Origin of the sequence: Mesorhizobium sp. M1348 (assembly GCF_040317925.1) — a bacterium.
In the GTDB taxonomy this organism is placed as follows: domain Bacteria; phylum Pseudomonadota; class Alphaproteobacteria; order Rhizobiales; family Rhizobiaceae; genus Mesorhizobium.
Map to the genome: position 1 here is coordinate 1 of NZ_JAMYLH010000004.1, position 20,408 is coordinate 20,408.

The 20,408-nt window shown below is 61.1% G+C and carries 18 protein-coding genes and 1 pseudogene; 10 read left to right on the top strand and 9 right to left on the bottom strand.

Annotated elements, in window-relative coordinates; translation table 11 throughout:
- Window positions 1-1,709 (top strand): autotransporter outer membrane beta-barrel domain-containing protein (locus NKH13_RS08895; protein ID WP_352912229.1); only part of this gene is annotated, 1,709 nt, incomplete at its 5' end.
- Between the two features lie 704 nt (window positions 1,710-2,413).
- Here NKH13_RS08895 and fcl read toward each other — a convergent pair.
- On the bottom strand, window positions 2,414-3,376 hold the full coding sequence (gene fcl / locus NKH13_RS08900; protein ID WP_352912231.1) for a GDP-L-fucose synthase: 963 nt from the start codon (window positions 3,374-3,376) through the stop codon (window positions 2,414-2,416).
- 1,334 nt (window positions 3,377-4,710) lie between these two features.
- Here fcl and NKH13_RS08905 point away from each other — a divergent pair.
- Window positions 4,711-4,836: a hypothetical protein gene (locus NKH13_RS08905; protein ID WP_352912233.1), complete on the top strand. Its 126-nt coding sequence runs from the start codon at window positions 4,711-4,713 to the stop codon at window positions 4,834-4,836.
- 639 nt (window positions 4,837-5,475) lie between these two features.
- Here the strand turns inward: NKH13_RS08905 and NKH13_RS08910 are convergent.
- Window positions 5,476-6,138: a hypothetical protein gene (locus tag NKH13_RS08910; protein WP_352912235.1), complete on the bottom strand. Its 663-nt coding sequence runs from the start codon at window positions 6,136-6,138 to the stop codon at window positions 5,476-5,478.
- A 279-nt stretch (window positions 6,139-6,417) separates the two neighbouring features.
- Between NKH13_RS08910 and NKH13_RS08915 the strand changes: the two genes are divergently transcribed.
- The 5 genes from NKH13_RS08915 to NKH13_RS08935 all read left to right on the top strand — a co-directional run bounded on the left by NKH13_RS08915 (window position 6,418) and on the right by NKH13_RS08935 (window position 13,150).
- Window positions 6,418-6,588 (top strand): transcriptional regulator, encoded by a 171-nt coding sequence (locus NKH13_RS08915; RefSeq protein WP_352912237.1) that lies wholly within the window; start codon window positions 6,418-6,420, stop codon window positions 6,586-6,588.
- Between the two features lie 727 nt (window positions 6,589-7,315).
- Window positions 7,316-8,503: a magnesium transporter gene (locus NKH13_RS08920; RefSeq protein WP_352885160.1), complete on the top strand. Its 1,188-nt coding sequence runs from the start codon at window positions 7,316-7,318 to the stop codon at window positions 8,501-8,503.
- 490 nt (window positions 8,504-8,993) lie between these two features.
- A complete protein-coding gene (locus NKH13_RS08925) occupies window positions 8,994-10,265 on the top strand; it encodes a tetratricopeptide repeat protein (protein WP_352912239.1) in 1,272 nt (423 codons plus the stop codon).
- 11 nt (window positions 10,266-10,276) lie between these two features.
- A complete protein-coding gene (locus NKH13_RS08930; RefSeq protein WP_352912241.1) occupies window positions 10,277-11,089 on the top strand; it encodes a FecR family protein in 813 nt (270 codons plus the stop codon).
- Between the two features lie 15 nt (window positions 11,090-11,104).
- Window positions 11,105-13,150: a CHASE2 domain-containing protein gene (locus NKH13_RS08935; RefSeq protein WP_352912243.1), complete on the top strand. Its 2,046-nt coding sequence runs from the start codon at window positions 11,105-11,107 to the stop codon at window positions 13,148-13,150.
- A gap of 100 nt (window positions 13,151-13,250) precedes the next feature.
- Here the strand turns inward: NKH13_RS08935 and NKH13_RS08940 are convergent, their stop codons facing one another.
- Window positions 13,251-13,499: a hypothetical protein gene (locus tag NKH13_RS08940; RefSeq protein WP_352699633.1), complete on the bottom strand. Its 249-nt coding sequence runs from the start codon at window positions 13,497-13,499 to the stop codon at window positions 13,251-13,253.
- 392 nt (window positions 13,500-13,891) lie between these two features.
- Between NKH13_RS08940 and NKH13_RS08945 the strand changes: the two genes are divergently transcribed.
- From NKH13_RS08945 to NKH13_RS08955, 3 genes and pseudogenes are all read left to right on the top strand, one after another.
- Window positions 13,892-14,137: a type II toxin-antitoxin system VapB family antitoxin gene (locus NKH13_RS08945; RefSeq protein ID WP_023722247.1), complete on the top strand. Its 246-nt coding sequence runs from the start codon at window positions 13,892-13,894 to the stop codon at window positions 14,135-14,137.
- Window positions 14,137-14,565 carry a type II toxin-antitoxin system VapC family toxin gene (locus NKH13_RS08950; RefSeq protein WP_352912246.1) on the top strand — a complete coding sequence of 143 codons (429 nt, stop codon included), beginning with the start codon at window positions 14,137-14,139 and terminating at the stop codon, window positions 14,563-14,565. The genes NKH13_RS08945 and NKH13_RS08950 overlap by 1 nt, the downstream gene beginning before the upstream one ends.
- 157 nt (window positions 14,566-14,722) lie before the next feature.
- Window positions 14,723-15,388, top strand: a pseudogene (locus tag NKH13_RS08955) (IS5 family transposase); the annotation flags it as partial.
- Window positions 15,389-15,412: 24 nt separating this feature from the next.
- On the opposite strand, the gene NKH13_RS08960 reads toward NKH13_RS08955, so the two are convergent.
- Genes NKH13_RS08960 through NKH13_RS08985 form a run of 6 tightly spaced genes read right to left on the bottom strand, consistent with a single transcriptional unit; the run spans window position 15,413 to window position 20,385 of the window.
- Window positions 15,413-16,204: a sugar isomerase domain-containing protein gene (locus NKH13_RS08960; protein ID WP_023722251.1), complete on the bottom strand. Its 792-nt coding sequence runs from the start codon at window positions 16,202-16,204 to the stop codon at window positions 15,413-15,415.
- Window positions 16,205-16,240: 36 nt separating this feature from the next.
- Window positions 16,241-17,011, bottom strand: a complete 771-nt coding sequence (locus tag NKH13_RS08965; protein ID WP_352912248.1) for a GntR family transcriptional regulator — start codon at window positions 17,009-17,011, stop codon at window positions 16,241-16,243.
- Window positions 17,008-17,883: an ROK family protein gene (locus tag NKH13_RS08970; RefSeq protein WP_352912250.1), complete on the bottom strand. Its 876-nt coding sequence runs from the start codon at window positions 17,881-17,883 to the stop codon at window positions 17,008-17,010. Before NKH13_RS08970 ends, NKH13_RS08965 begins: the two co-directional genes overlap by 4 nt.
- Complete coding sequence (locus NKH13_RS08975; protein WP_352720083.1) at window positions 17,880-18,620, bottom strand: PIG-L deacetylase family protein; 741 nt, start codon at window positions 18,618-18,620, stop codon at window positions 17,880-17,882. Before NKH13_RS08975 ends, NKH13_RS08970 begins: the two co-directional genes overlap by 4 nt.
- A complete protein-coding gene (locus NKH13_RS08980; RefSeq protein WP_352912252.1) occupies window positions 18,617-19,450 on the bottom strand; it encodes a carbohydrate ABC transporter permease in 834 nt (277 codons plus the stop codon). The genes NKH13_RS08975 and NKH13_RS08980 overlap by 4 nt, the downstream gene beginning before the upstream one ends.
- 2 nt (window positions 19,451-19,452) lie before the next feature.
- Window positions 19,453-20,385 carry a carbohydrate ABC transporter permease gene (locus NKH13_RS08985; RefSeq protein ID WP_352720086.1) on the bottom strand — a complete coding sequence of 311 codons (933 nt, stop codon included), beginning with the start codon at window positions 20,383-20,385 and terminating at the stop codon, window positions 19,453-19,455.
- Window positions 20,386-20,408: the final 23 nt, after the last annotated feature.

The following is a 20,408-nucleotide window of genomic DNA, read 5'->3' on the forward strand; positions in this document are numbered from 1 at the left end:
CGGTGAAATCCGGCATCCCGGTTAGCAATATCGTTCCGGTCTATCAGGCCTTCGGCGGCGGTAACTGGGAGACTTCCGACGGCGGAAGACAGGTCATGCCCACTCCCGAACAGATGCAAATTATGATCGATCATTGGGCCGCACTGGTGCCGTCACCTGCCTTCGACTACACCTATAAATGGGGAACGCAGAACGGCGACACCGCGCTTGAAAGCTCCCCGGAACTGCAGGCCGTTTTCCGGGAGCACAACCTCGCTACCTCCGGGACCGAACCGCCTCCCGTCGACACAAGCGACACCTTGTACGGCACCAGCGGTGACGATGTGTTCCACGGCGCCGGCGGCCACACGATGATCGGCTATGGCGGCAATGACACTTATTATGTCGAGGATGTCCGCGATAAGGAGATTGAGGCGGCGGGCGGCGGTGCCGACAAAGTGTTCGCGTCAGTAAGTCATGCGCTTGCGGCCGGCTCCGAGATCGAGCTTCTCGCCACCAACAGCCCGTCCGGCACGACGGCGATCAACCTGACCGGCAATGCGTTCGCCCAGACCATCCAGGGCAATGCCGGCGCCAATGTCATCAACGGCCTCGGCGGCGCCGACATGATGAGCGGCTATGGTGGCAACGACACCTATTATGTTGACAATGCCGGAGACAAGGTGGTTGAGGCGGTGGGCGGCGGTACGGAGTGGGTGTTGGCTGCAGTGAGCCATACACTTTCCGCCGGCGCGGAGGTCGAGCTTCTCGCTACCACGAACAAGGCCGGCACCGCGGCAATTAATCTCACCGGCAATGAGTTCGCCCAGTCCATCGGGGGCAATGAAGGCGCCAATGTCATTAACGGCGGCAGTGGCGCCGATACGATGGCAGGCTATGGCGGCAATGACAAATACTTTGTCGACAATGCCGGAGACAGGGTGTTCGAGGCGGTAGGCGGCGGCACCGAATGGGTGTTCACTGCGGTGAGTCATGCTCTTTTGGCCGGCGCGGAGGTCGAGCTTCTCACTACCACAAACAATGCTGGTATGACGCCGATCAATCTAAGCGGCAATGAGTTCGTACAGTCCATCGGGGGCAATGCTGGCGCCAATGTCATCAACGGCGGTGGTGGTGCCGATACGATGGCAGGCTATGGCGGTAATGATACGTTCTTTGTCGACAATACCGGCGACAGGGTGTTTGAAGCGATAAGTGGTGGTACTGACAAAGTGTTAACTTCGGTGAGCCATGCCCTTTTGGCCGGATCGGAGATCGAACTTCTCGCGACCAACAACCAGTCCGGTACGACGGCGGTCAATCTCACAGGCAACGGCTTTGCCCAGACTATCCAAGGCAATGCCGGCGCTAACATCATCAATGGCGGCGGTGGCGCGGACGTCCTGACCGGTAACGGAGGCAACGACGCATTTGTGTTCAACAGCGCTCTTGGAGCCGGTAATATCGACAAGGTCATCGACTTCAACAAGGTCCAGGACAAGATTCACCTCGACGATGCCGTCTTTGCCGGGCTTAAACTGGGAGGCCTTTCATCCGACGCATACTTTGCTGGTACGGCCGCGCATGACAGCTCCGACCATATCATCTACAACAGCTCAACCGGGGCGCTGTCCTTCGACAGCGACGGGATCGGTGGCGCAGCTCAAATACAGTTCGCCACTCTCTCCCCAGGTCTGTCGCTTGCAGCAGGTTCGTTTCTCGTGATCTGAACGACCCGGAACGGCGGACCTTCTGCTCGAGCCGGGTCCGCTGCTCTAAAATTTTGCCCGACGCTTCCGCGGAGATACGTCGCAACGGCTATGCCGTTGCCCAATGTGACACCGGACAGGCCGTTCTAAGGCGTTTTCCGTTGCGAGTGCGGATGCGAGGCAAGCGATCTTACGAACTCTGCGAGCGCAGATCGGAGAGGCCCTGATCGCGACAGGGCTTCCCTTGGGCGCACCGCGTTAACGCGGATGGACCTCCGGATAAACCCGTTCCTTTTTCTTCTCGCAACCAGCCCATGCCATTGTGGCCAAGCCGTTTTCGAGTGGCTTTTCTTGATGTAAGATGTAAGTGCGCGCCTCGCCTGACCTACGATTGTCGAGGAACACAATCATCTCCAAGTCACTCGCGCGGGTACCAGCTGTATGGGTCAGACGTGTCGCCGGACTTTGGCAATCAGTGTAGGAACGATAAGGCACTTTTGCCGTGACACGTTGATGACCAGCCAGTTGACGATTGCCAGGGATCACCGAGGCGTTTTTGAAGGCCAACTGCTATAAAATGGATTGGGAGTGCGGCAACTGCGCCTATGCTTTCGAACAGACCAGCCAGCAACGGCTGCGCCGCCAGCAAACGAAATCAGCGCCTGCGGTGAAGTGGAACACAGGTGCGGTGCACAGTCATTTGTCTTGTTAAGCCAGTACCACCCTCAGGCCGCGCCGAGGCGGAGATCGCCGGTCTCGACGTGCTCTAGAAACCAGGCATAGGTCTGTTCCAATCCGCTGCGCAGCGAATAGCGCGGGCGCCAGCCGGTGGCGAACAGGCGCGATACGTCCATCAGCTTGCGCGGCGTGCCGTCCGGCTTTGTCGGATCGAATGTGATCGTGGCATCGGCGCCGGCGACCGACACGATGGTGCGGGCAAGGTCGGCAATGGTGATGTCTTCCCCAGAGCCGACATTGATGTGGCTGTCGCCGGCATAATTCTTCAACAGCCAGACCAGGGCGTCGGCGGCGTCGTCGACATGCAGGAATTCGCGCATCGGCGTGCCCGATCCCCACACCTCCAGGCTCTTGCGGCCGGCGCGCCTGGCCTCGTGCGCCTTGCGCATCAGAGCGGGCACGACATGGCTGGAATTGAGGTCGAAATTGTCGCCCGGGCCGTAGAGATTGGTCGGCATCGCCGAGATGTAGTCGACACCGTATTGGCGCCGGTAGGCCTGGCACAGTTTCAGTCCGGCGATCTTGGCGATCGCATACCATTCGTTGGTGGGTTCGAGCGGGCCGCTCAGCAAGGCGTCCTCGGAGATCGGCTGCGCCGCGAATTTGGGATAGATGCAGGATGAACCGAGAAACAGCAGCTTCTGCACCTCGTTACGGAAGGCGCTGTCGATGACATTGTTCTGCATGACGAGGTTGTCCTGCAGAAAATCGACCGGAAGCCTGTCGTTGGCCAGGATACCGCCGACCTTGGCCGCTGCCATCACCACTGCATCCGGCTTGCGGTCGGCCATCCAGCGCCGCACCCCGGCCTGGTCGAGAAGATCGAGCTCGGCGCGCGAGGCGGTCAGGACCTCGCAATCCTCGTCGGCCAATCTGCGCAGGATGGCCGAGCCGACCATGCCGCGATGTCCGGCCACGAAAACGCGCTTGCCCTGAACGTCGAAGGTCATCAGCTTACCCCAAATGCAGAACGGCAGCTTTGCCGGTTGGCCGGCGGAGCGCCGGATCGGCTTCTCTGTTGGACGCATACCGCATACAGATTTGCCCAGACAAGCCAAATCGGAATCGTTGAAGCCGTACGACGTATCAGGAAGCAGAGGGCTGCTCAACGGCGAAGAGCAAAAGCTACGCCGGGCGCTCAGTGCAGAAAGCTACCAGTAAGAATACGTTGATAGCTGTTCGTCATCGTCCGTCGTGCGCGATGAAGATGTATCTCCCTCAACAGGGCTTTGGTGCGCTGCTGCGGCATATCTGATGTTTGTCATCGCACCCTTTGGGAAATCGATTAAAGAGGTGAGTTGGCCTGCGAGGCAGCTTAGCCTATAGTCCTTGGGCGACTTGATGACGCCTTTTTCTCGCGATCGGGCAGTGTTGTCATGCCAGTGCATGAACGCGATCATCTTTCGATCGGCTTGGTATGGTACGCTTCGCAGATGAAAACTGGCGCGACACCGGACGTGAGCTGTTCCGCGCCCTCGGGTGCGGCGAGTTCGTAGCGTTCCAAATTCAGCCTCACGCAGTCGGCTAGCTTGCCATGGTCGCGCGATAGCGATCAAGCCAAATTGAGACGGCTATTTGTTCAAGTGAGACATACTTCGGCTATTTGCCTGGGGTGTTGTTCAGCGGATCGCTAAATAAGTGAGCCCTATCATCACCAACAATATCATAACGGCCACACCGGTGGCGACCGTCCGCTGGCTCAGTCCTAGAGGGCTTCTGTCGTTCTCGTCTTTTGTAATCATCGCGAAGTCTCAACCGAAATGATAGATACGGTGATCTGGGAAAGCCAGCCGGATTCTTCGATCTGGCGTTGGAAGCGAACTTTAAGATCGGCAAGCTGTTCTTTGGTAGTCGACAATCGCTGCGAAGATGACAAGTCAATCATCCCTGAGCAGGGCGCCCAAAATCAATCAGGCTATTCCGAGCGAGGAACCCAGCATCTCGTGCGCCTGTCCTGAACTGGGTCAAGGAGGGTTAGCGTGTGCGAGCGACGGAGCTCTGTCTTTCCGCAAAACGCCAGAAAATGGCTTCGTGCACGGCACAGCAAACCATAGCGAATGGGACTATGTGAACGGCGCAGTTCGCACAGCAACTCGAGAATCCTTCTCATCAAACGCTAAGCGTTCGATTTTGCGGGATTTGCGTTTGGTCCGAGGACCGGGTCATCCGTCTGGTGAATGCCCTCCAGGGCAAATACGCGACGGGTACGAGGATATTCCATCGCCATGCTCGCGGCGTCGACCCAACCCCGGCCGGCTAGCGCTTCCTGGAGCGTCTGCGCTCCGTGCTGCTCGAGCTCGACAACACACTCACTCTGGCCAGGTCCGGCAGGAAAGATGACCAACAAAAGCTTTCCATCGGCTCCAACGGGATCATCCTCGCCGGGCGAGCCTTGGATGCAATCAACTGAGGTCGCTCTGGGTGCCACCCAGGTCGACGTGGTCGTGACCTCCCCCTCCGGTTTACCGGCGGCGCGTTCGAATTGACGCTGTGGAAAGACACTCTGGCTGTTGTTCTTGCCTCAAATCATTCCCTCGCCAGCCGTTCCGTCATCGAGTGGCACGACTTGTACCAGGAGACGTTGCTGGTGCGCAGGGGCGAAGCGTTTCAGCTCGCCGACGCTGTTGGACGCGGCGTGGAGCTCCCTCCAATCGTCGAACATCACGTCAGTGCGCATCCTTTTGCACCTTGGCCTGTCGTAAGCTGCGGATCGGCGGCAAACCAATCCAGATCTCCAGTTTGGCCCGTTGGCGCCCCAACGCCAATCCGGCCCTGCCGACCTTCATCTCATTCCTGCGCGATCGGTATTCGTGCTGACAGTCATCCGACCGGCATGACACGAACAGTCACCCGGTCTCAGAGTGCGCCGGGCCTGGCAAACGCACTGTCAGTTGTTATAACCCGAGTCAGGATCGAGGAGCCGACTGTGCCGGGTCGGCGACTTGCGGCCTAGCAATTCAGCATAGGCGACGAGACCGCGACGAACGGCGCCGGGCACTTCGATCGTGGACCGGACGGTCATCGGGAATGGCGGAGAGTTTCAGCCGGGTTACGATGGATCTTTCGAGGCCACCCGGTCAGCACCGAATGCTTCGGCGATGCGCACTAGATCGCTGAACGCTGAGCGGATTTGTGGCCAAGGAAAGTCACAGCATTCCTCGCACGCTTCGCCCTCGAGCAACACTGCATCGAGCTTGCCCGCCACACCGGCAAGAGTCGTAGCAGGGGTGGTTGAGAAGGCTTCCAGAAGATTCTTCGCCCGCTCGCCAGCTTCGCGTTCGGCTCTGAGCGCAGCAGCGTAACCGGTCTTCTCGGCAGCCGCGTCCCAGCGTGCCTGATGCGCAGCAAACTCACTTTCGGCCTTCTCCCGGAGAGCGGCGGTATCCGGCCCGTTGCCGAGCACCTGATTGAGCGACTCGATCGAATAGACTGTCAATTCCTCGCCATTGGGCAGGCGGACGTCTACACAAGGAAAGCCGATATCTTCGACGAGTCTCGTCTCCAGGCGCTGCTGCCTGCGGCAAAGCCGCTCTGTCAATTTGTGGGCTCTCTGCCATTCTCGCTGAAGTGCCAAAGCTGGGTCAACGGGCACATTGGTTCCTGCGGACGCATTACCTTCAAGCGTCCACGCGGTAGTAGCCACCACTGTTCCCGCAAGCACTCGCCTGCGGGTGACGAATGGCAGACTCGTGATATTGTCGGAATCAGCCATGATCCGAGCTCCTCAGAAGCTTAGGGTTGTGGTCAGGCCGGGTAAGGTGTTGCACCACCTTATTCGGCCGTTTCGCGCGGGCCCGTCCTGCCGGGTCGAGTATTGTCGGAGAAAGCGAGCGCAGCATCCACTCTACGGTTTTAGGTGAAATCGTGGGCCTAGTCAAGACTTTTGGCATCAAATGATGCGGTAGGTATAATAATGATAACGAGTGAGCAGTTGCGAGCAGCCCGCGCCCTTTTGCAATGGGATCAAAAAACCCTCGCTGCGAAATCAAGGGTGTCAGTCGCGACCATCAAGCGGCTTGAGCCGCTCGCTGGCATATTGAAAGCCAACCAAGTGACGATCGAAGCACTGAAGCGTGCATTGGAAGCCGGTGGCGTCGACTTCATCCCCGAGAATGGCGGCGGGCCTGGCGTTCGGCTGGCACGCCCTCTGGAAAGCAAATGACTTGCAGCAAACGGCCGACAAAGGTCTTGATGACGGTTGCGTGGCTTCTCGCAACTTCAAAATCGAATTGGCAGCAGGCAAGCGATTGCAGAGAGCGGAAATCAGCCGGCCGCCCGGCTGCCTAACGGGTGGGTGGGCCCTCGCCCGTGCTCGACCACCAAGCCAAAATGCTGACCATCATATCGTCGATCAGCAGACCTGAGCGCTCCCGTTACGTTTCACTCGAAGGGCGTATGGATCAAACGCATCGCAGCCCGATCTCTTGCTGTAAGAAGTGGCTCGCTGCCGACTTTGGCAGTTCTGGCCGACGTTAGGACGCGATAGTGTGCTCATATGCATCCCCAATGACGGCCAGGAATGCCAGCCAATCTGGATCGCTGGTCAGGTGAGATGCAACTACCGAACAGATGCCACTTTCGAAACGAGTCTTCGTTCGCTCCCCAGGTGCGATCGACCGGTCTACCGCAATAATCTGCGGCTGCTCGCAGACCTCAGAAAAAGACCGGTGAAGTTCGCAACACGTTAAATTCTCGGCGACACGCAGAGGTTACAGCCCGCCTTTATGTACGCCGCAACGGCTCAGATCTGTCTGGGTTCGGTCCACTCGGCGCCCGAGAGGCGAAGATTTCGGGATCGAGGCGCTTGAGCCACTGCGCGCCAGACAGAGCGATCCGATCCGTGTCATACTGTCAGAGGCAAGACACTAGCAATTTGGGGGCGGCGGCAGATGAAGGAAGAGAACGACGTTCAGAAGCTGGTACGCACGCTGCGTGCTCGAGCACCTGATGACGCGGCTGAATTGCTGGCCCGAGAATCTCCCGAGTTCATCCGGGACACACTAAAGTTGTTGCCGGACAGGCACGCCCGTAAGGTGGCGGAGCATTTGCCGCCGCATATGCGGCCTGTCAAGCCTGATGCCGGTGGCAAGGACCTTGCGATCCCTGAGTCGCTCGTCGAACTGATGGACCCGATTCCCGCCAGCGTTCCTGTCGGCACGACGATAGCCGCCGCGGTGGAGGCCGTCAGACGCACCCAGGTGCCGACCGAGCTCACTTATCTCTACGTCACGGAGGGCGGCGATAAGCTGGTTGGCCTGGTGGTCCTGCGCGATCTGATGCTGAGCGAACCGGACGCGATGGTCGATCAGATCATGCTGCCCAGGCCGTTCGCCCTTAACGTCGATCTCTCTTTGAGCGACGCATGCAAGGCGGCGGTACGCCGTCACTACCCTGTCTATCCCGTGGTGGACGCGGAGAACCGGCTGCTCGGGCAGGTCCGCGGCTGGCGGCTGTTCGAGCAGCAAATCATTGAGATTTCCGCCCAGTCTGGCCAGATGGTGGGTGTCCAGAAGGAGGAGCGTTCTTTTACGCCGCTGATTTCAGCCTTCTTGAAGCGTCATCCGTGGCTGCAGCTGAACCTGCTGACGGCCTTCATGGCCGCTTTCGTGGTCAGTTCGTTCACAGGCACGATCGAAAAGATCGTCGCCTTGGCAGCGTTCCTCCCGGTCTTGGCCGGGCAGAGCGGAAACACCGGCTGCCAGGCACTGGCCATGACGCTGCGTGGCCTTGCCCTGGGCGATGTGGACAAACGACCGAAGCTGCACCTGGTGATGAGGGAGGGCGCGCTCGGGATCGCCAACGGCGTGCTCGTCGGTCTTGTGGCGGCTGCGGCGATGTGGTTCTACGCCTCGCGGCAACCGGAGTCGGCGGCCCAGGCGCCCATGCTGGCACTTGTGATCCTGCTCGCAATGTCTGGATCGTGCCTGATGTCCGGAATCTCCGGCGTGCTGATCCCGCTGGGCCTGCGCCGGGTCGGCGCCGATCCGGCGGTCGCTTCGGCGATTTTTCTCACCACCGTGACCGATATTGTAGGCATGGGCCTGATGCTGGGGCTGGCCACCATGCTCGTGCTGTAGCAAGGCGCGTCCGGTGGACGCGTCCCTGGACAGATGTAGTTCCTATAAGCTGACCTCGTCGCGTTCAACGAAATAGCAAGAGCCGTGCCGCATCGCGCGCGCGTCGTAAGAAGCACCTCGCGGCAACTCTCCGACCGCTTGCGCACTGCCACGGAAGACCTTTGGATGAGCCGTGGACGACCTTGATGGCTCATTCGGTGACCAGGTACCCGCAGAATCGCGCAAACAATATTGATCTTGTCGGCTGTGGGATCCACGACTGGTGATGATTTGAGTTAGTTGCCACCGGTGCCGAATACTTCACTTGCTACAGCAACGCCGAGAAGATGTTTTTACAACCAGCGCAGCCAAAATGCGAATGAACCCGATGGTTTGTTGCGCAGCTGCAACAGCTGCTGAGACTCGCATGATCTGGTATCCGTTCAGTCGCCTTTTTCTTGTAGTCGTGCTAAGTCCTTCGCACTAGTCGGGTTTGGGGTGGGTTCTCGGCATGCAATTCTCGTTTCGAACGATCGCCGGCTGCGCCGCAGCGCTGCTTTGTACCGGCGTATTGCCGGCCGGCGGGCAGGGTCTTTTTTCTGCCTATGACGATGCTTTTTCAGCCCGCATCGCCAGTCCGGCCGACAACGGAACGCTCGCCCAGTTCGTCACAGTTGCCGTCAACGCGGGACAATACGATCAGGCGATCTCGTCAATCGAGCAGTATCTGATCAAATACCCCCGCGATGCGCGCGCCCGGCTGGCGGCCAGCCGGTTGTACTATCATGTCGGCTCCTATGAATTGGCCCGGCGGCAGGTGCAGTACGGCATCGAAGTCGGTGGCTTGTCCGCAAGTGAGCAGCAGGAAGCTGCTCGCCTGCTCGCCCGCATCGATCGCGCGTTGCGCGGCGTCACCTGGGAACTCGCCCTGACCGGCGGCGTGTTCAGCGCATTTACCGATTTTGAGCCGGGCGGGGCGCAAGACGACGACAGCTTCGTCTCGCCCTATGGGCGGGCGGAAGGCTTTGTCCGGTGGGACCTCGGCACGCCAAGCGCCGACGCTCTCGTCCTTTCGGGGTCATTGACGGCGACACAGCGTTTTTTCACGGAAGACCTGTCGGTTCCGGGTAGCAAGGAGACCTTCATCCACGGCAACGCCGCGATCACCTGGGACAAGGGGCTGCCCAACAGTGGGATCGATTCGCTGCGCCTGCTGCTTTCCGCCTTCACAGTTACGGATCGCTTCGACAGCGATATCCAGGAAACCGGCGTCGGCGTCAGTGGGCGCTTTCTTGTACGCCCGACGGTCGAGACGACGCTCTTCGCCGGTGGCGGCTACATCGATCTAAGCGCCTCGCAAGGCATTTTCGCCGATAGCAGGGTTTTCTATGAGGCAGGCGGCAGCTACCGCTTCCGCAATGGCCAGGCGCTCGGACTGCGCTTTGTCGGCTCTAATGACTTCGCCTCCGGATCTGAAATCGGCCACAGCTACACGGGCGAGGTCCGCTATGGCGGCCTGTTGATGAACGTACCGGATCTTTTCGCATGGTCGCACCAGATCGCCTTTTCGGCCGGCCACAGCAACACTCCCGATCTGTCCGTCGGCATCGGCACAAATATCAAGAGCGACTTCTGGCGCATTGCCTCGGAAAGCGATTTTCAGCTGACGGAGGCGCAGAAGATCAGCGTCGATCTCGCCTATCGCGAAACCAACTTCGACATCGCCAACCGCGACCGAAAATCGTTCGAAATGCTCATGAGCTACACGTTGACGCTCAATTGAAAGAGGCCGCGATGAGGACCCCGTACCGTCAGATCGCCATTTTTGTCGCCTGCCTTGCCTTTGCGGCACCTTCCGCCGCTGACACGGTCGGGTCGATGACGGCCTACCAGACCAACATCGTCCGCAACAACGGCGGGACAATGAACGTCGGTGCGGGCGTCGAACTCGGCGACCAGCTGCGCAGCAATCCCACCGGTCTTGGAATGCTGGTGTTCCGGGACGAATCGAGCGCCAAGATTGGTCCGAACACCAGCCTGACGATCGATGAATTCGTCTACAATCCGGGATCCGGATCGGGAAAGATCGACATCGGGATGAACAGCGGCCTGGCCCGATTCTATGGCGGCCAGGTTTCGAAAGGCGGCGTCATGCAGGTTGCGACGCCGCACATGGTGCTCGGGGCCAGAGGCGGCATCATCGAAGTGCTGGTGGCAGCCGGCCAGACCGTCGGCATACTGCGCGCCGGCCGCATGACCTGCACGATGAATGGCAAACGGCTGGTCATCACAAACCCGGGCTTCGCCTGCACGTCGGAAAATGGCAAGCTGCTGACCGGCTACGGCGGAATCGACACCTTCCCGATATTGGACAGCATCGACCGGATTGCCGGCACCGGCCTGCCAGGCGCACCGGGTCCGGGATTGGACGTAAGCGCGCTTTGTGCGTCGGCACTCGGCGGCTCGCTCAAGGTCTGCGAGTCCAGCGATGGCGCATTGCCAGGAGTGGTCATGGAGTTCCCCGACAGCCCAACGCCACCTGCCGGTGGCGGGGTGAAGGATGAGGGCGATGGCGATGGCGAGGGCTGCGACTACTACTGCGATTAGGCCTGGCCGCACGACATGAGCCTTTTGGCCGGTTGGCGCTGGGCTGATTGGCGGCAAGCTGGCAGGCGCAAAATATCCGGCCTTGTGGTCGTGCTCCTGCTGCTCGCTTGCCATTTGGCTTTTGACGGGCCGTTGTCGCGCCTGCGTGAGCGGACGTACGACTTCTACCAGTTTCTCGCCCCACGCCAGGCGACGAGCAATCCTGTCGTGATCGTCTCGATAGACGACGCCAGCCTCAAGGCACATGGGCGATGGCCCTGGAACCGTGGCCTCTTGGCCGATCTGGTCGATGGCATCACCGCATCCGGCGCGGCGGTGGTCGGGCTTGCGCTGGTACTCCCCGAGGCCGACACCTCGCCTGAGGGCATCGGCGGAGACAAGCGCCTGGCAGCGGCGCTGGCCAAAAATCGAACGGCGCTTGCCGTCAGCCTAGGCAATGAGGCGACGGTTTCAGAAGCAGAACCCAAAGCCGGCTGGTCGATCGTCGGGCAGGTACCCGATACACTTCCCGGCTTCACCGGCCTGACCGGCTCGCTTGCCGAATTCTCGAACGCCGCCGCGGGCCTCGGCGTAATTCGCACCTTGCCCGATCCCGACGGCGTACTGCGCCATGTGCCGCTGCTGTGGCTTCGCAATACCGCTCAAGGCGTGCAGCTGTGGCCGTCCTTCGCGCTCGAGCTTCTGCGCCTTTACGCCGGGCAGGACGGCTACATAGCCCGGATGAATGCCGCCGGGTTCGACGCACTCAGGATGGCCGGCGCCATCGTGCCGCTCGAGCCGGAGGGGAGCATCCGCCTCTGGGAAACCGCCACGGATACGCCCCGCATATCTGCCAGCACTATCCTTTCGGGCGGCAGTGATCCGCGGCTGCGGGACGCCATCGCCATTGTCGATCTGTCGGCCGTGGGACTGACGCAGTACCTGCCCACCCCGACGCGTCCAGCGCGACCAGGCGCAGACATCCACGCCGATGCAATCGGCCAGATGCTTGCCGGGCGCTACCTTGCAGAGCCAACGCACGCGCGTACGCTCGAGCGGCTCTGGTTTGTCCTCAGTGCCGTCGTTTTCATCGGGCTTTCCGGAGTGCTCGCCGGGCGCGTCGTGCTTGGTGCCCTGGCTCTCGTGCTGCTGGCCGTCACGCCGTTCGTGTTCGGCGCTCTCGAATACAGCCTGCAGGGTGCACTCTATGACCCGCTGCAGCCGGCGCTTGCGACGATCCTGGTAGCCGGCTTCGAAGGCTATGTTCTCTACAGGCGCAGCGAGCAGCGCCGGTCCACCCTGGCACGGCAGTTCTCCCAGTATCTGTCGCCCTCCGTGGTGCAGCGCCTCGCAAGCTCGGACACCGAAGCGATCCTGTCCGGCGAGAAGCGCGAGATTACGATCCTGCTCAGCGACATACGCGGCTTCACGACGATGAGCGAACAACTCGATACCCAGGAAATCGCCAAGGTGGTCAATCACTTCCTCGGCATTGCGACCGATGAGATCCTCAAGCGCGACGGCACCATCGACAAGTTCATGGGCGATGCGGTGCTCGCCTTCTGGAACGCGCCGCTTGATCAGCCGGACCATCGCGAGCGCGCGCTCGACGCGGGGCTTGCCCTGATCGAACGGGTGAAGCGTGAAGACGCCGCCTTCACCGCGGACGGCCACCCCTCCATCGCAATCGGCGTCGCCATCGAGACCGGCATCTGCTCGGTAGGCAATTTCGGCTCCGAACGGCGCTTCGATTACACCGCGATCGGCTCCCCGGTGAACCGCACGGCACGGCTCGAGTCGACGACCAAGAAGCTGGGCATCCCCCTGGTGCTTGGTCCCGGCTTTGCGGCAGGAGCATCGATGCCGGTCGTCCAGGCAGGCGCTTTTGAGCTCCAGGGTTTCAAGGGCGAGGTGCCGGTTTTCACCGTTCCGGAGATGCAAGCTGCTCACCAAGGTATGAGCCGCGAAGTAGAGAGCCAACGTGGTGAGCAATCTGGCGCCCCTGCCGTGGTGGTTGGTTCGCCGCCATCCGTGCAAATGGCACCGCCTGATCTTGCACCCCGAACCCGAAGCACACGCTGACCGGATCCAGCGGATGGCAGGGGTGCCGACCTGCTTTGTGAACTAATACTGCTGGGGAGGCCTAGGTGTCATCAAACGGCCCTTTAATTGCGGGTGGCTGTCAATCCGGATCAGCGCGACAGCCGATGAGACGCGGATAGACGGCGAAGGGATCCGTCGAGGTAACCCCGGCAATGATTGTCGAGGCCGCCGAATTTTCGAGCGAGAAGATAGGCCGTGTTATCCAGTTCACCACGAATGGCAGCACGGCTTCGTTGAGTTCGCCGGCGCCATCATGTGGAGGCAGCGCGTGGTTCAGATTGTTTATCCTCGCCGCCGGATCATGCGCTCGGGATGTTCCCAAGAGCATCCAGCCGTAGCACTCCCCGAGCTGCCCTAACGAGAGAGTTCGCTGGGCCGGGATTATGGCCGTTATGAACCTGACGCAATCGATGCAGCTGGCGCTGGCCTCGTCGGGCGCGTGGGCGGTCTATCGACATCAATCGGTCGCCGCGGATGTTGGGATGCGCAGGCGTCGGCGTACGTAGCGCCGATGCGCCTTGGGCATGTGGGCGTTGACAGTGACATGGCCGCAGCGACGTGTTTCAGACGCCGAGCAATTCCAAGGACTGAACCGAACCTTCCGACGGATTTTCGCGAGCTGCATTCCTCCCTCCCCTCCTTATCAAAACCGCCGCTCGCGAATTCGCTGGCCAGTATATCTGCGATATGATATACATATATCACTCAGAGGATATACAAATGCCGCTCTTCATTCGCGATCCCGACGTCGATGCCATGGCCGTCGAGCTGCAGCAGATTACCAACGCGCGCAGCAAGACCGAGGCCGTCAGAACCGCCTTGCGCCATGAGATCGAGCGCAACCGCGGCAGCGTCCCGCTGCGCGAGAGACTTGCCAAAGTCAAGGAAATGGCGCGGCGGATCGGGCCGGCCAACCCTGATTTCGATATGAAGAAATTCACCGACCAAATGTGGAGCGACGACTGATGTTCGTCGATGCCTCGGTGATCGTTGCCATCCTGAACGAGGAACCTGGCGCGGAAGAACTGGAAAAGCGGCTCGCGGCCGCGACCAAGCCGCTGTATATCTCCCCGCTCGTCCGGTTCGAGGCAGTCCAGGGTCTCGCGCGAGCATCGGCCGAAGCCATCAAAAAGAACGCCAAGCCCACGGCCGACATACTGGCGCAAGCCCGTGATACCGTCGACGCCTTTTTGATCGAGATCGCCGGCAAGGAAATCATGATATCCGGCGACATCGGCGACCGGGCGATCGAAGCCAGCATGAAATACGGCAAAGCAGTCGGGCACAAAGCCGATCTCAATTTCGGCGATTGTTTTGCCTACGCTTGCGCGAAGGCTCACCGGCTTGCCCTGCTTTACAAGGGCGATGACTTTTCACAAACTGATCTGGCGTAAGGCTTTCCTGGCCTTGCATCGCGGCGCGAGAGCCGATGGGCCCTTTTGCATGCTTTGGGCGAATCGTTGTCTTTCATGGTTAAACGCAATATTACGAGGAATGTTCGCTGCAGCACTGGTTTTCTTCGGCACGATCACCGTCCAGGCACAGCGGGCAGACGGCATCTTCTGGGTGCTGCGATCGGGTGCGCCATGCCGCGATCTTCCAGGGGGCGATACGGCCCACGCACCACCTGCTACAATCGCTTCGTTCGATGGCGGAAAGCAGGTGTGTGGGACCGCCTCATGCATGGCATCACCAAAGCCCACGATGCAACGGTGCAGATGATCGATACCTCCATTGTTCGCGTCCATCAGCAAGGCGCGACAGCAAAAAGGGGGATCGAGATTATTGTCTCGGTCGTTCCCGATGCGGGCTGACGACCAAAATCCATGCTCTTGTCGACGCCGAAGGCAGGCCGATCAAGCTGACGCTCACGGCAGGTTAAATGAGTGACATCGCCTACACAGCGGACTTGATCAAGGATTTGCCCGAGGGTGCCATGCTGCTCGCCGACAAGGGCTATGATGCCAACGCCTTGCGCAATGCCGTCACCGAGCAAAAGGCATGGGCCAACATCCCGCCCAAGGCCAACCGCAAGGACCCGATGTGCTTCAGCCCCTTTCTCTACAAGGCCCGCAACCTCGTCGAACGTTCTTCAACAAGGCCAAGCAGTTCCGTCGCATCGCAACTCGATATGACAAGCTGGCAGAAAACTACCTTGCTGCCCTGAAACTCGTGTCAACTCGCATCTGGCTACGCGGTGATGAGTCTACGTCCTAGCGTTTTGCGTGCCCTGCCCGGTTGTCATTCGCCGCGCATGGTCGCCTGGAACGTCGGCAGGTGCTTCTTCTGCGCCTCGAGCATTTTCTCGCGATAGACGCCATAGATGACGTCGGTGTCGTGCAGTGTGACGCCGGCAATTGTCGGCGAGGCAAAAACCGGCAGTTCGATGCCGCGTTTCGAAAGCGCCTCGGCGGTGCGCGCGATCAGCTCATGCGCCAGGATCATGGCAAGCACGGTCGACGAACCGGAGACCGGCCGGCTCCAGCCCTCGACCGGCACGATGGCATCCTCGATCGGCGAGCAGGTGTCGATGACAAGGTCGGCGGCATCGGCAAGCCGTTTGCCGGAAGAGTGCGTCGCCGGCTTGTCGAGATTGTTCTTGCTAGTTATCGCAACGACGAAGATGCCGCGTTTTTTCGCATAAAGCGCGGTGTCGATGCCGGACGAATTGCGGCCGCTGTGGCCAAAGATGATGATCGAATCGCCTTTGTTCAGCGGCTGGTGGTCGAGGAATTTCTCGGCGTATTTCTCGGTCCGCTCCAGCCACAGAAGTTCGCGCACGCCGCCGGCGCCGAGCACGTTATGCCACATGACACGCGGGTCGGTCAGCGGATTGAAGCCGACATAGCTGCCGTAGCGCGGAAACACTTCCTGGACCGGCAACACCGAGTGGCCCGAGCCGTAAAGATGAACCAACCCGCCGCTCTCGAGCGTGTCGGCAAAGCGGCTGGCCGCTTCGCCAAAGGCTTCGGCATTGGCTTTCGAGGCCTGTTCGATGAGGGCGGCAAGGCGGGGTATGTAAAGATCGGACACGTCGGTACTCCTGTTATGGGTCGGCTTGGGTATGGCTCAGCTTCTTGCGGTTGGCGCGGCGCGACCGGCACGCAGCGTCGAGCGGATTTCGTAGCGGTCGCCACGCATCACGGAGACGGTGAATTCGAACGGGCCGCGCTCGTCGGTGGTGATGCGCTCGACCACGAAAGCGGGACTTCCGGTGGGCAGATCGAGCAACTCGGCATCCGCCGCCCCGACAGCGCCGACACGGTAGTTTTCGCGCGCCGCGACCGGCACGATGCCGTAATGGCGTTCCAGCGCTTCGTAGAGCGAGCCCTGCAGGAGGCCGGCATCGAGAAAGCCGGGCACGCGCGCGGACGAGAGCTGCGCCGTCTGAATACCGATCGGCTCGTTGTTGCCGAGCCTGAGCCGCCGGATGCGCACCACCGGGTCGCCCTCCTCGATCTCCAGCGCCCCGGCCGCGGCGGCATTGGCGGTGGTCAGGCTGCAGTCGAGCAAGCGCGAGCCGGCGACCACGCCCATATTGCCCATTTCCTGCGTGAAGCTGGTGAGTTCGCGGGTGCCGGCGACCAGCGTGGTGGAGCGCACGAAGGTGCCGCGGCCATGTTCGCGCCTGAGCAGCCCGTGCTCCTCAAGATTGCGGAGTGCGTGACGCAGCGTGATACGGCTCACCCCGAACAGTGCGCACAGTCTGTCTTCGGCCGGAATCTGGTCGCCGGTCGCCCACTCGCCGCTCTTGACGATGGCGCGGATGGCCTCTTCCACCTGATACCACAGCGGCTCGGGCCTTCGGCGGTCGGGCTGCTGAAAGCTCGGCTCGCTCATCTTATCTGCCTCCACTGCGCTCCGGCGAGGCCGGCCAGCGAGGCGCCGACGAGACCGGCGCGGGAACCGAATTCGCCGGAACGCAGAACGATGTCGCGCAGATGCGGCGGCAGCTGACGCCGCAAAGCCGAAAGCAGCGGCGGCCCTACCACGTCCAGCGCATCGGCAAGGCCGCCGGAAATCAGGATCGCGTGCGGATCGAGCAGCGCGACCGCACCCGCAAGGGCGGTGCCCAGCCGGCGCGCCGGCAGCTCCAAGGCGTCAAGTGCGGCCGTCTTGCCAGCCCGGGCGGCCTCGACGAGCCTGCCGCCATTGGCCAGCCCGATCTGGCGCGCCGCGGCGTCGAACGCCCGCCCGGAAGCGAAGCGCTCCAGCCAGCCGCTCCGGTCTTCGCCTTCATCTTCGACGTCGGCGCAAGCCCAGCCGAATGAGCAGGCGCCGCCATGTGCACCGGCGACGATGCGGTTATTGGCCAGAACGGCGGAGCCGATGCCGGTGCCGATCGCCAGCAGGATCGCGTCGGACATGCCTTTTGCAGCACCTTCGACCGCCTCGGCCAGCATGGCGATCTGCGCGTCATTGCCAATGGCAACAGGCAGACGAGGAAACAAGGCCGCCACATCGATACCGTCGAGATAGGGCAGGTTGGGAACCCAGCGGCAGACCGAGCCTTCGACTAGCCCCGGCACCGCCAGGCCGAGTGCCTCGACCGGGCCGGCCTCGGCGCGCAAGGCGTCGATACGAGCAACGAAGGCATCAAGGCTTGCCGGCGCAGGCTCGCGGCTCAGCATCTCCAGCCAGCGAACATCGCCGGTATGGATAGCGGCGCGCAAATTGGTGCCGCCAAGATCGATGGCGAGAACGCGTGTCATCGAGAGCGGCTCCGATTGGCAGCCGGCGCGAACAACCCGCTGCCGGCATGCCAGGATTGCGAAGCCGCCACAAAACCCTGCGCGTAGCGCGTGCCGCGCAGGCACCCGCGCAGCCGATAAAGTGCGCTGTAATAATCGACGTAGGGAAAACTGCTCAGGCCACGTGCCAGTTCGTATTCCTGCACCGCCTCACTCCAGATGTCGAAGCCGTCACTGACATCGACGAGGTGCTCGGTGCGAAAGCCTTCGTCATCCTCCCAATTTTCGCCGAACAGCAGCAGTTGCGGCGTGTGTGCGGCGTGGTCGCGCTTCAACGTCGGCAATGCCGCAAAGAAAATGCCGGCCTGCGTCAGTCGGCCCGCGGCGCGATGGTCCTTGTGCCAGCTGCCATGCCAATGGGTGATGACGATTTCCGGCTTCAAATCGCGGACAACATCGCAAACCTTGAGCGCCGTCTCGTCGTCGCAAGGCACAAAGGCGTCGTGCAGCCCGAGACTGCGCATGGTAACCCCGAGCCTCGCTGCCGCCTTTGCCGCCTCCTCCTCCTTCTGGACGCGATAGCGCTCGGGGATGAGGCTTGGATGGCCCCGCTCGCCCATGCTGAGATGCAGGAAGGTGACTTCGGCGCCACCTTGCACTGCCGCCGCCGCCAGTGGACCAGCAATCACCTCGGCATCGAAGGCATGCGCCCCGACGACCAGGATCGTACGTGCGGCATAGACCTTGTCCTCGATCATTTCGCGCCTCCCCCGGAGCCGACGCCTTCGCGAATCTGGCGGGCAAGCAGACAGTACATGATCAGGATGGGCGTCATGGAGATGGCAAGCGAGGCGAACGCAAGGCCCCAATCCGTGCGGAACTGGCCGACAAACACGCTGATGGCCAGCGGCACGGTCTTGTAGCGGTCGTCGAAAATGAAGATCAGCGGGAAGAAGAAGTCGTTCCAGACGGCGATGGCGGTGAAGATGGCAACGATCGATATAGCGGGCTTCACCATCGGCAGCACGATTTGGAACAGGATGCGCGCCTCACCGGCCCCGTCCATGCGCGCCGCCTCGTCGATCTCGGACGGCAGGACCCGCATGAAGTTTGCGAAGATGAAGACGGCGAAGGGAATGCGGATCGCCGAATAGACGAGGATCAGGCCAGTCAGCGAATCGAGCAGGCCAAGGTTGCGCATCAACGTGAACAGCTCCACCGAGGCAAGCCGGATCGGCAGCATGATGCCGGCCAGGAACAGGCCGAGCATGATGCCGTTCCATCCCAGCCGGTAGCGGCTCAGCGGATAGGCGGCCATTGCCGACACGACAATCGTCAGGAGCACCGCACCAGCGGTGACGATCAGGCTGTTGAGAAAATTCTGGCCGAGATCGGCGCGCGTCCAGGCAGCGGCGAAATTGTCAAAAACCCAGCTTTGCGGCAGGCCGAGCCTATTGTCGTAGATTTCCGCCGTGGTCTTGAAACACGAGACGACGAGAATGTAGAGCGGCAACAGCACCGCTGCGGTCCATACAACCAGCGCCGTCCAGCCGGGCAGCCGTGCAAGCTGTTGAGGGATGGCGAGCATATTCACATTTGCACCGTGCGACGGTCGAAGAAGCGCAACATTAAAAGCGTGCCGACGCTCAGGATCAGGAACAGCAGCGTGCCGAGCGCAAGCGCCAGGCCTATATCGGTGATACCGACTGCGCCTTCGGCGCCGAAAGCGAGCCGGTAGAAATAGGTCACCAGCGTGTCTGTGGAATAGCTTGGGTTGCCCTGCACGCCTTGCATGACATAGACGATGTCGAACTGGTTGAAGGTGTTGATGAACGACAGCGTCGTCAACGTGCCGATGGCCGGCATCAGCAAAGGCACGGCAACCGAGACCAGCATGCGGCCGCTGCCAGCGCCGTCCAGCCTGGCAGCCTCGAATATCTGGGCCGAAATCTGCCTGAGGCCGGCGGTGTAGATCAGCACCGGCAGGCCCATCCAGTTCCAGGCGTCGACGGCGATCAGCATCACTAGTGCCGTATGGCTGTTGCCGAGGACGGTCAGGCTGCCTTGATGCAGGCCAAGGCCGTTGAGCATCCATTCGATGGTGCCGCCGGGAGCCAGCAGCAGCCGCCACAGGGCGCCGACGATGACGGGGCTCAGCACCGCCGGGAAGAAGAATACCGACTGGAAGAAGGCAGCGCCCTTGTCGCGCAGGAACAGCAGCCAGGCAAACAGCAGACCAAGGCCGTTCTGGAACAGCATGATGCCGAAGAACCAGGCGACGTTGTGCCAGAGCGCCCCATAGAGCCGTCCACCGCTCGGGAAAACGAACAGGCGGGTAAAATTCGAGACGCCGGCGAACTCCAGCATGCGCAGGCCCCTCCAGACGAAGAAGCTGCCCCACAGCGACATCACCAGGGGATAAAGGACGAACAGCGCATAAACGGCCAGTGCCGGCACGATGAACAGCACGGCCATGCGCTGCTGGGTGCGCTGAAGGCTGCTTTTGCGGCGACGGGCGATCATGTGCTGTTTCGCGCAGGGTGTGA

What these genes read in the sequence shown, in the direction of transcription:
- fcl (WP_352912231.1), bottom strand. Translation starts at nt 3,376, where the DNA reads ATGACCTTCGACGTTCAGGGCAAGCGCGTTTTCGTGGCCGGACATCGC.
- NKH13_RS08910 (WP_352912235.1), bottom strand. Translation starts at nt 6,138, where the DNA reads ATGGCTGATTCCGACAATATCACGAGTCTGCCATTCGTCACCCGCAGG.
- NKH13_RS08920 (WP_352885160.1), top strand. Translation starts at nt 7,316, where the DNA reads ATGAAGGAAGAGAACGACGTTCAGAAGCTGGTACGCACGCTGCGTGCT.
- NKH13_RS08925 (WP_352912239.1), top strand. Translation starts at nt 8,994, where the DNA reads ATGCAATTCTCGTTTCGAACGATCGCCGGCTGCGCCGCAGCGCTGCTT.
- NKH13_RS08930 (WP_352912241.1), top strand. Translation starts at nt 10,277, where the DNA reads ATGAGGACCCCGTACCGTCAGATCGCCATTTTTGTCGCCTGCCTTGCC.
- NKH13_RS08935 (WP_352912243.1), top strand. Translation starts at nt 11,105, where the DNA reads ATGAGCCTTTTGGCCGGTTGGCGCTGGGCTGATTGGCGGCAAGCTGGC.
- NKH13_RS08940 (WP_352699633.1), bottom strand. Translation starts at nt 13,499, where the DNA reads ATGCTCTTGGGAACATCCCGAGCGCATGATCCGGCGGCGAGGATAAAC.
- NKH13_RS08945 (WP_023722247.1), top strand. Translation starts at nt 13,892, where the DNA reads ATGCCGCTCTTCATTCGCGATCCCGACGTCGATGCCATGGCCGTCGAG.
- NKH13_RS08950 (WP_352912246.1), top strand. Translation starts at nt 14,137, where the DNA reads ATGTTCGTCGATGCCTCGGTGATCGTTGCCATCCTGAACGAGGAACCT.
- NKH13_RS08965 (WP_352912248.1), bottom strand. Translation starts at nt 17,011, where the DNA reads ATGAGCGAGCCGAGCTTTCAGCAGCCCGACCGCCGAAGGCCCGAGCCG.
- NKH13_RS08970 (WP_352912250.1), bottom strand. Translation starts at nt 17,883, where the DNA reads ATGACACGCGTTCTCGCCATCGATCTTGGCGGCACCAATTTGCGCGCC.
- NKH13_RS08975 (WP_352720083.1), bottom strand. Translation starts at nt 18,620, where the DNA reads ATGATCGAGGACAAGGTCTATGCCGCACGTACGATCCTGGTCGTCGGG.
- NKH13_RS08980 (WP_352912252.1), bottom strand. Translation starts at nt 19,450, where the DNA reads ATGCTCGCCATCCCTCAACAGCTTGCACGGCTGCCCGGCTGGACGGCG.
- NKH13_RS08985 (WP_352720086.1), bottom strand. Translation starts at nt 20,385, where the DNA reads ATGATCGCCCGTCGCCGCAAAAGCAGCCTTCAGCGCACCCAGCAGCGC.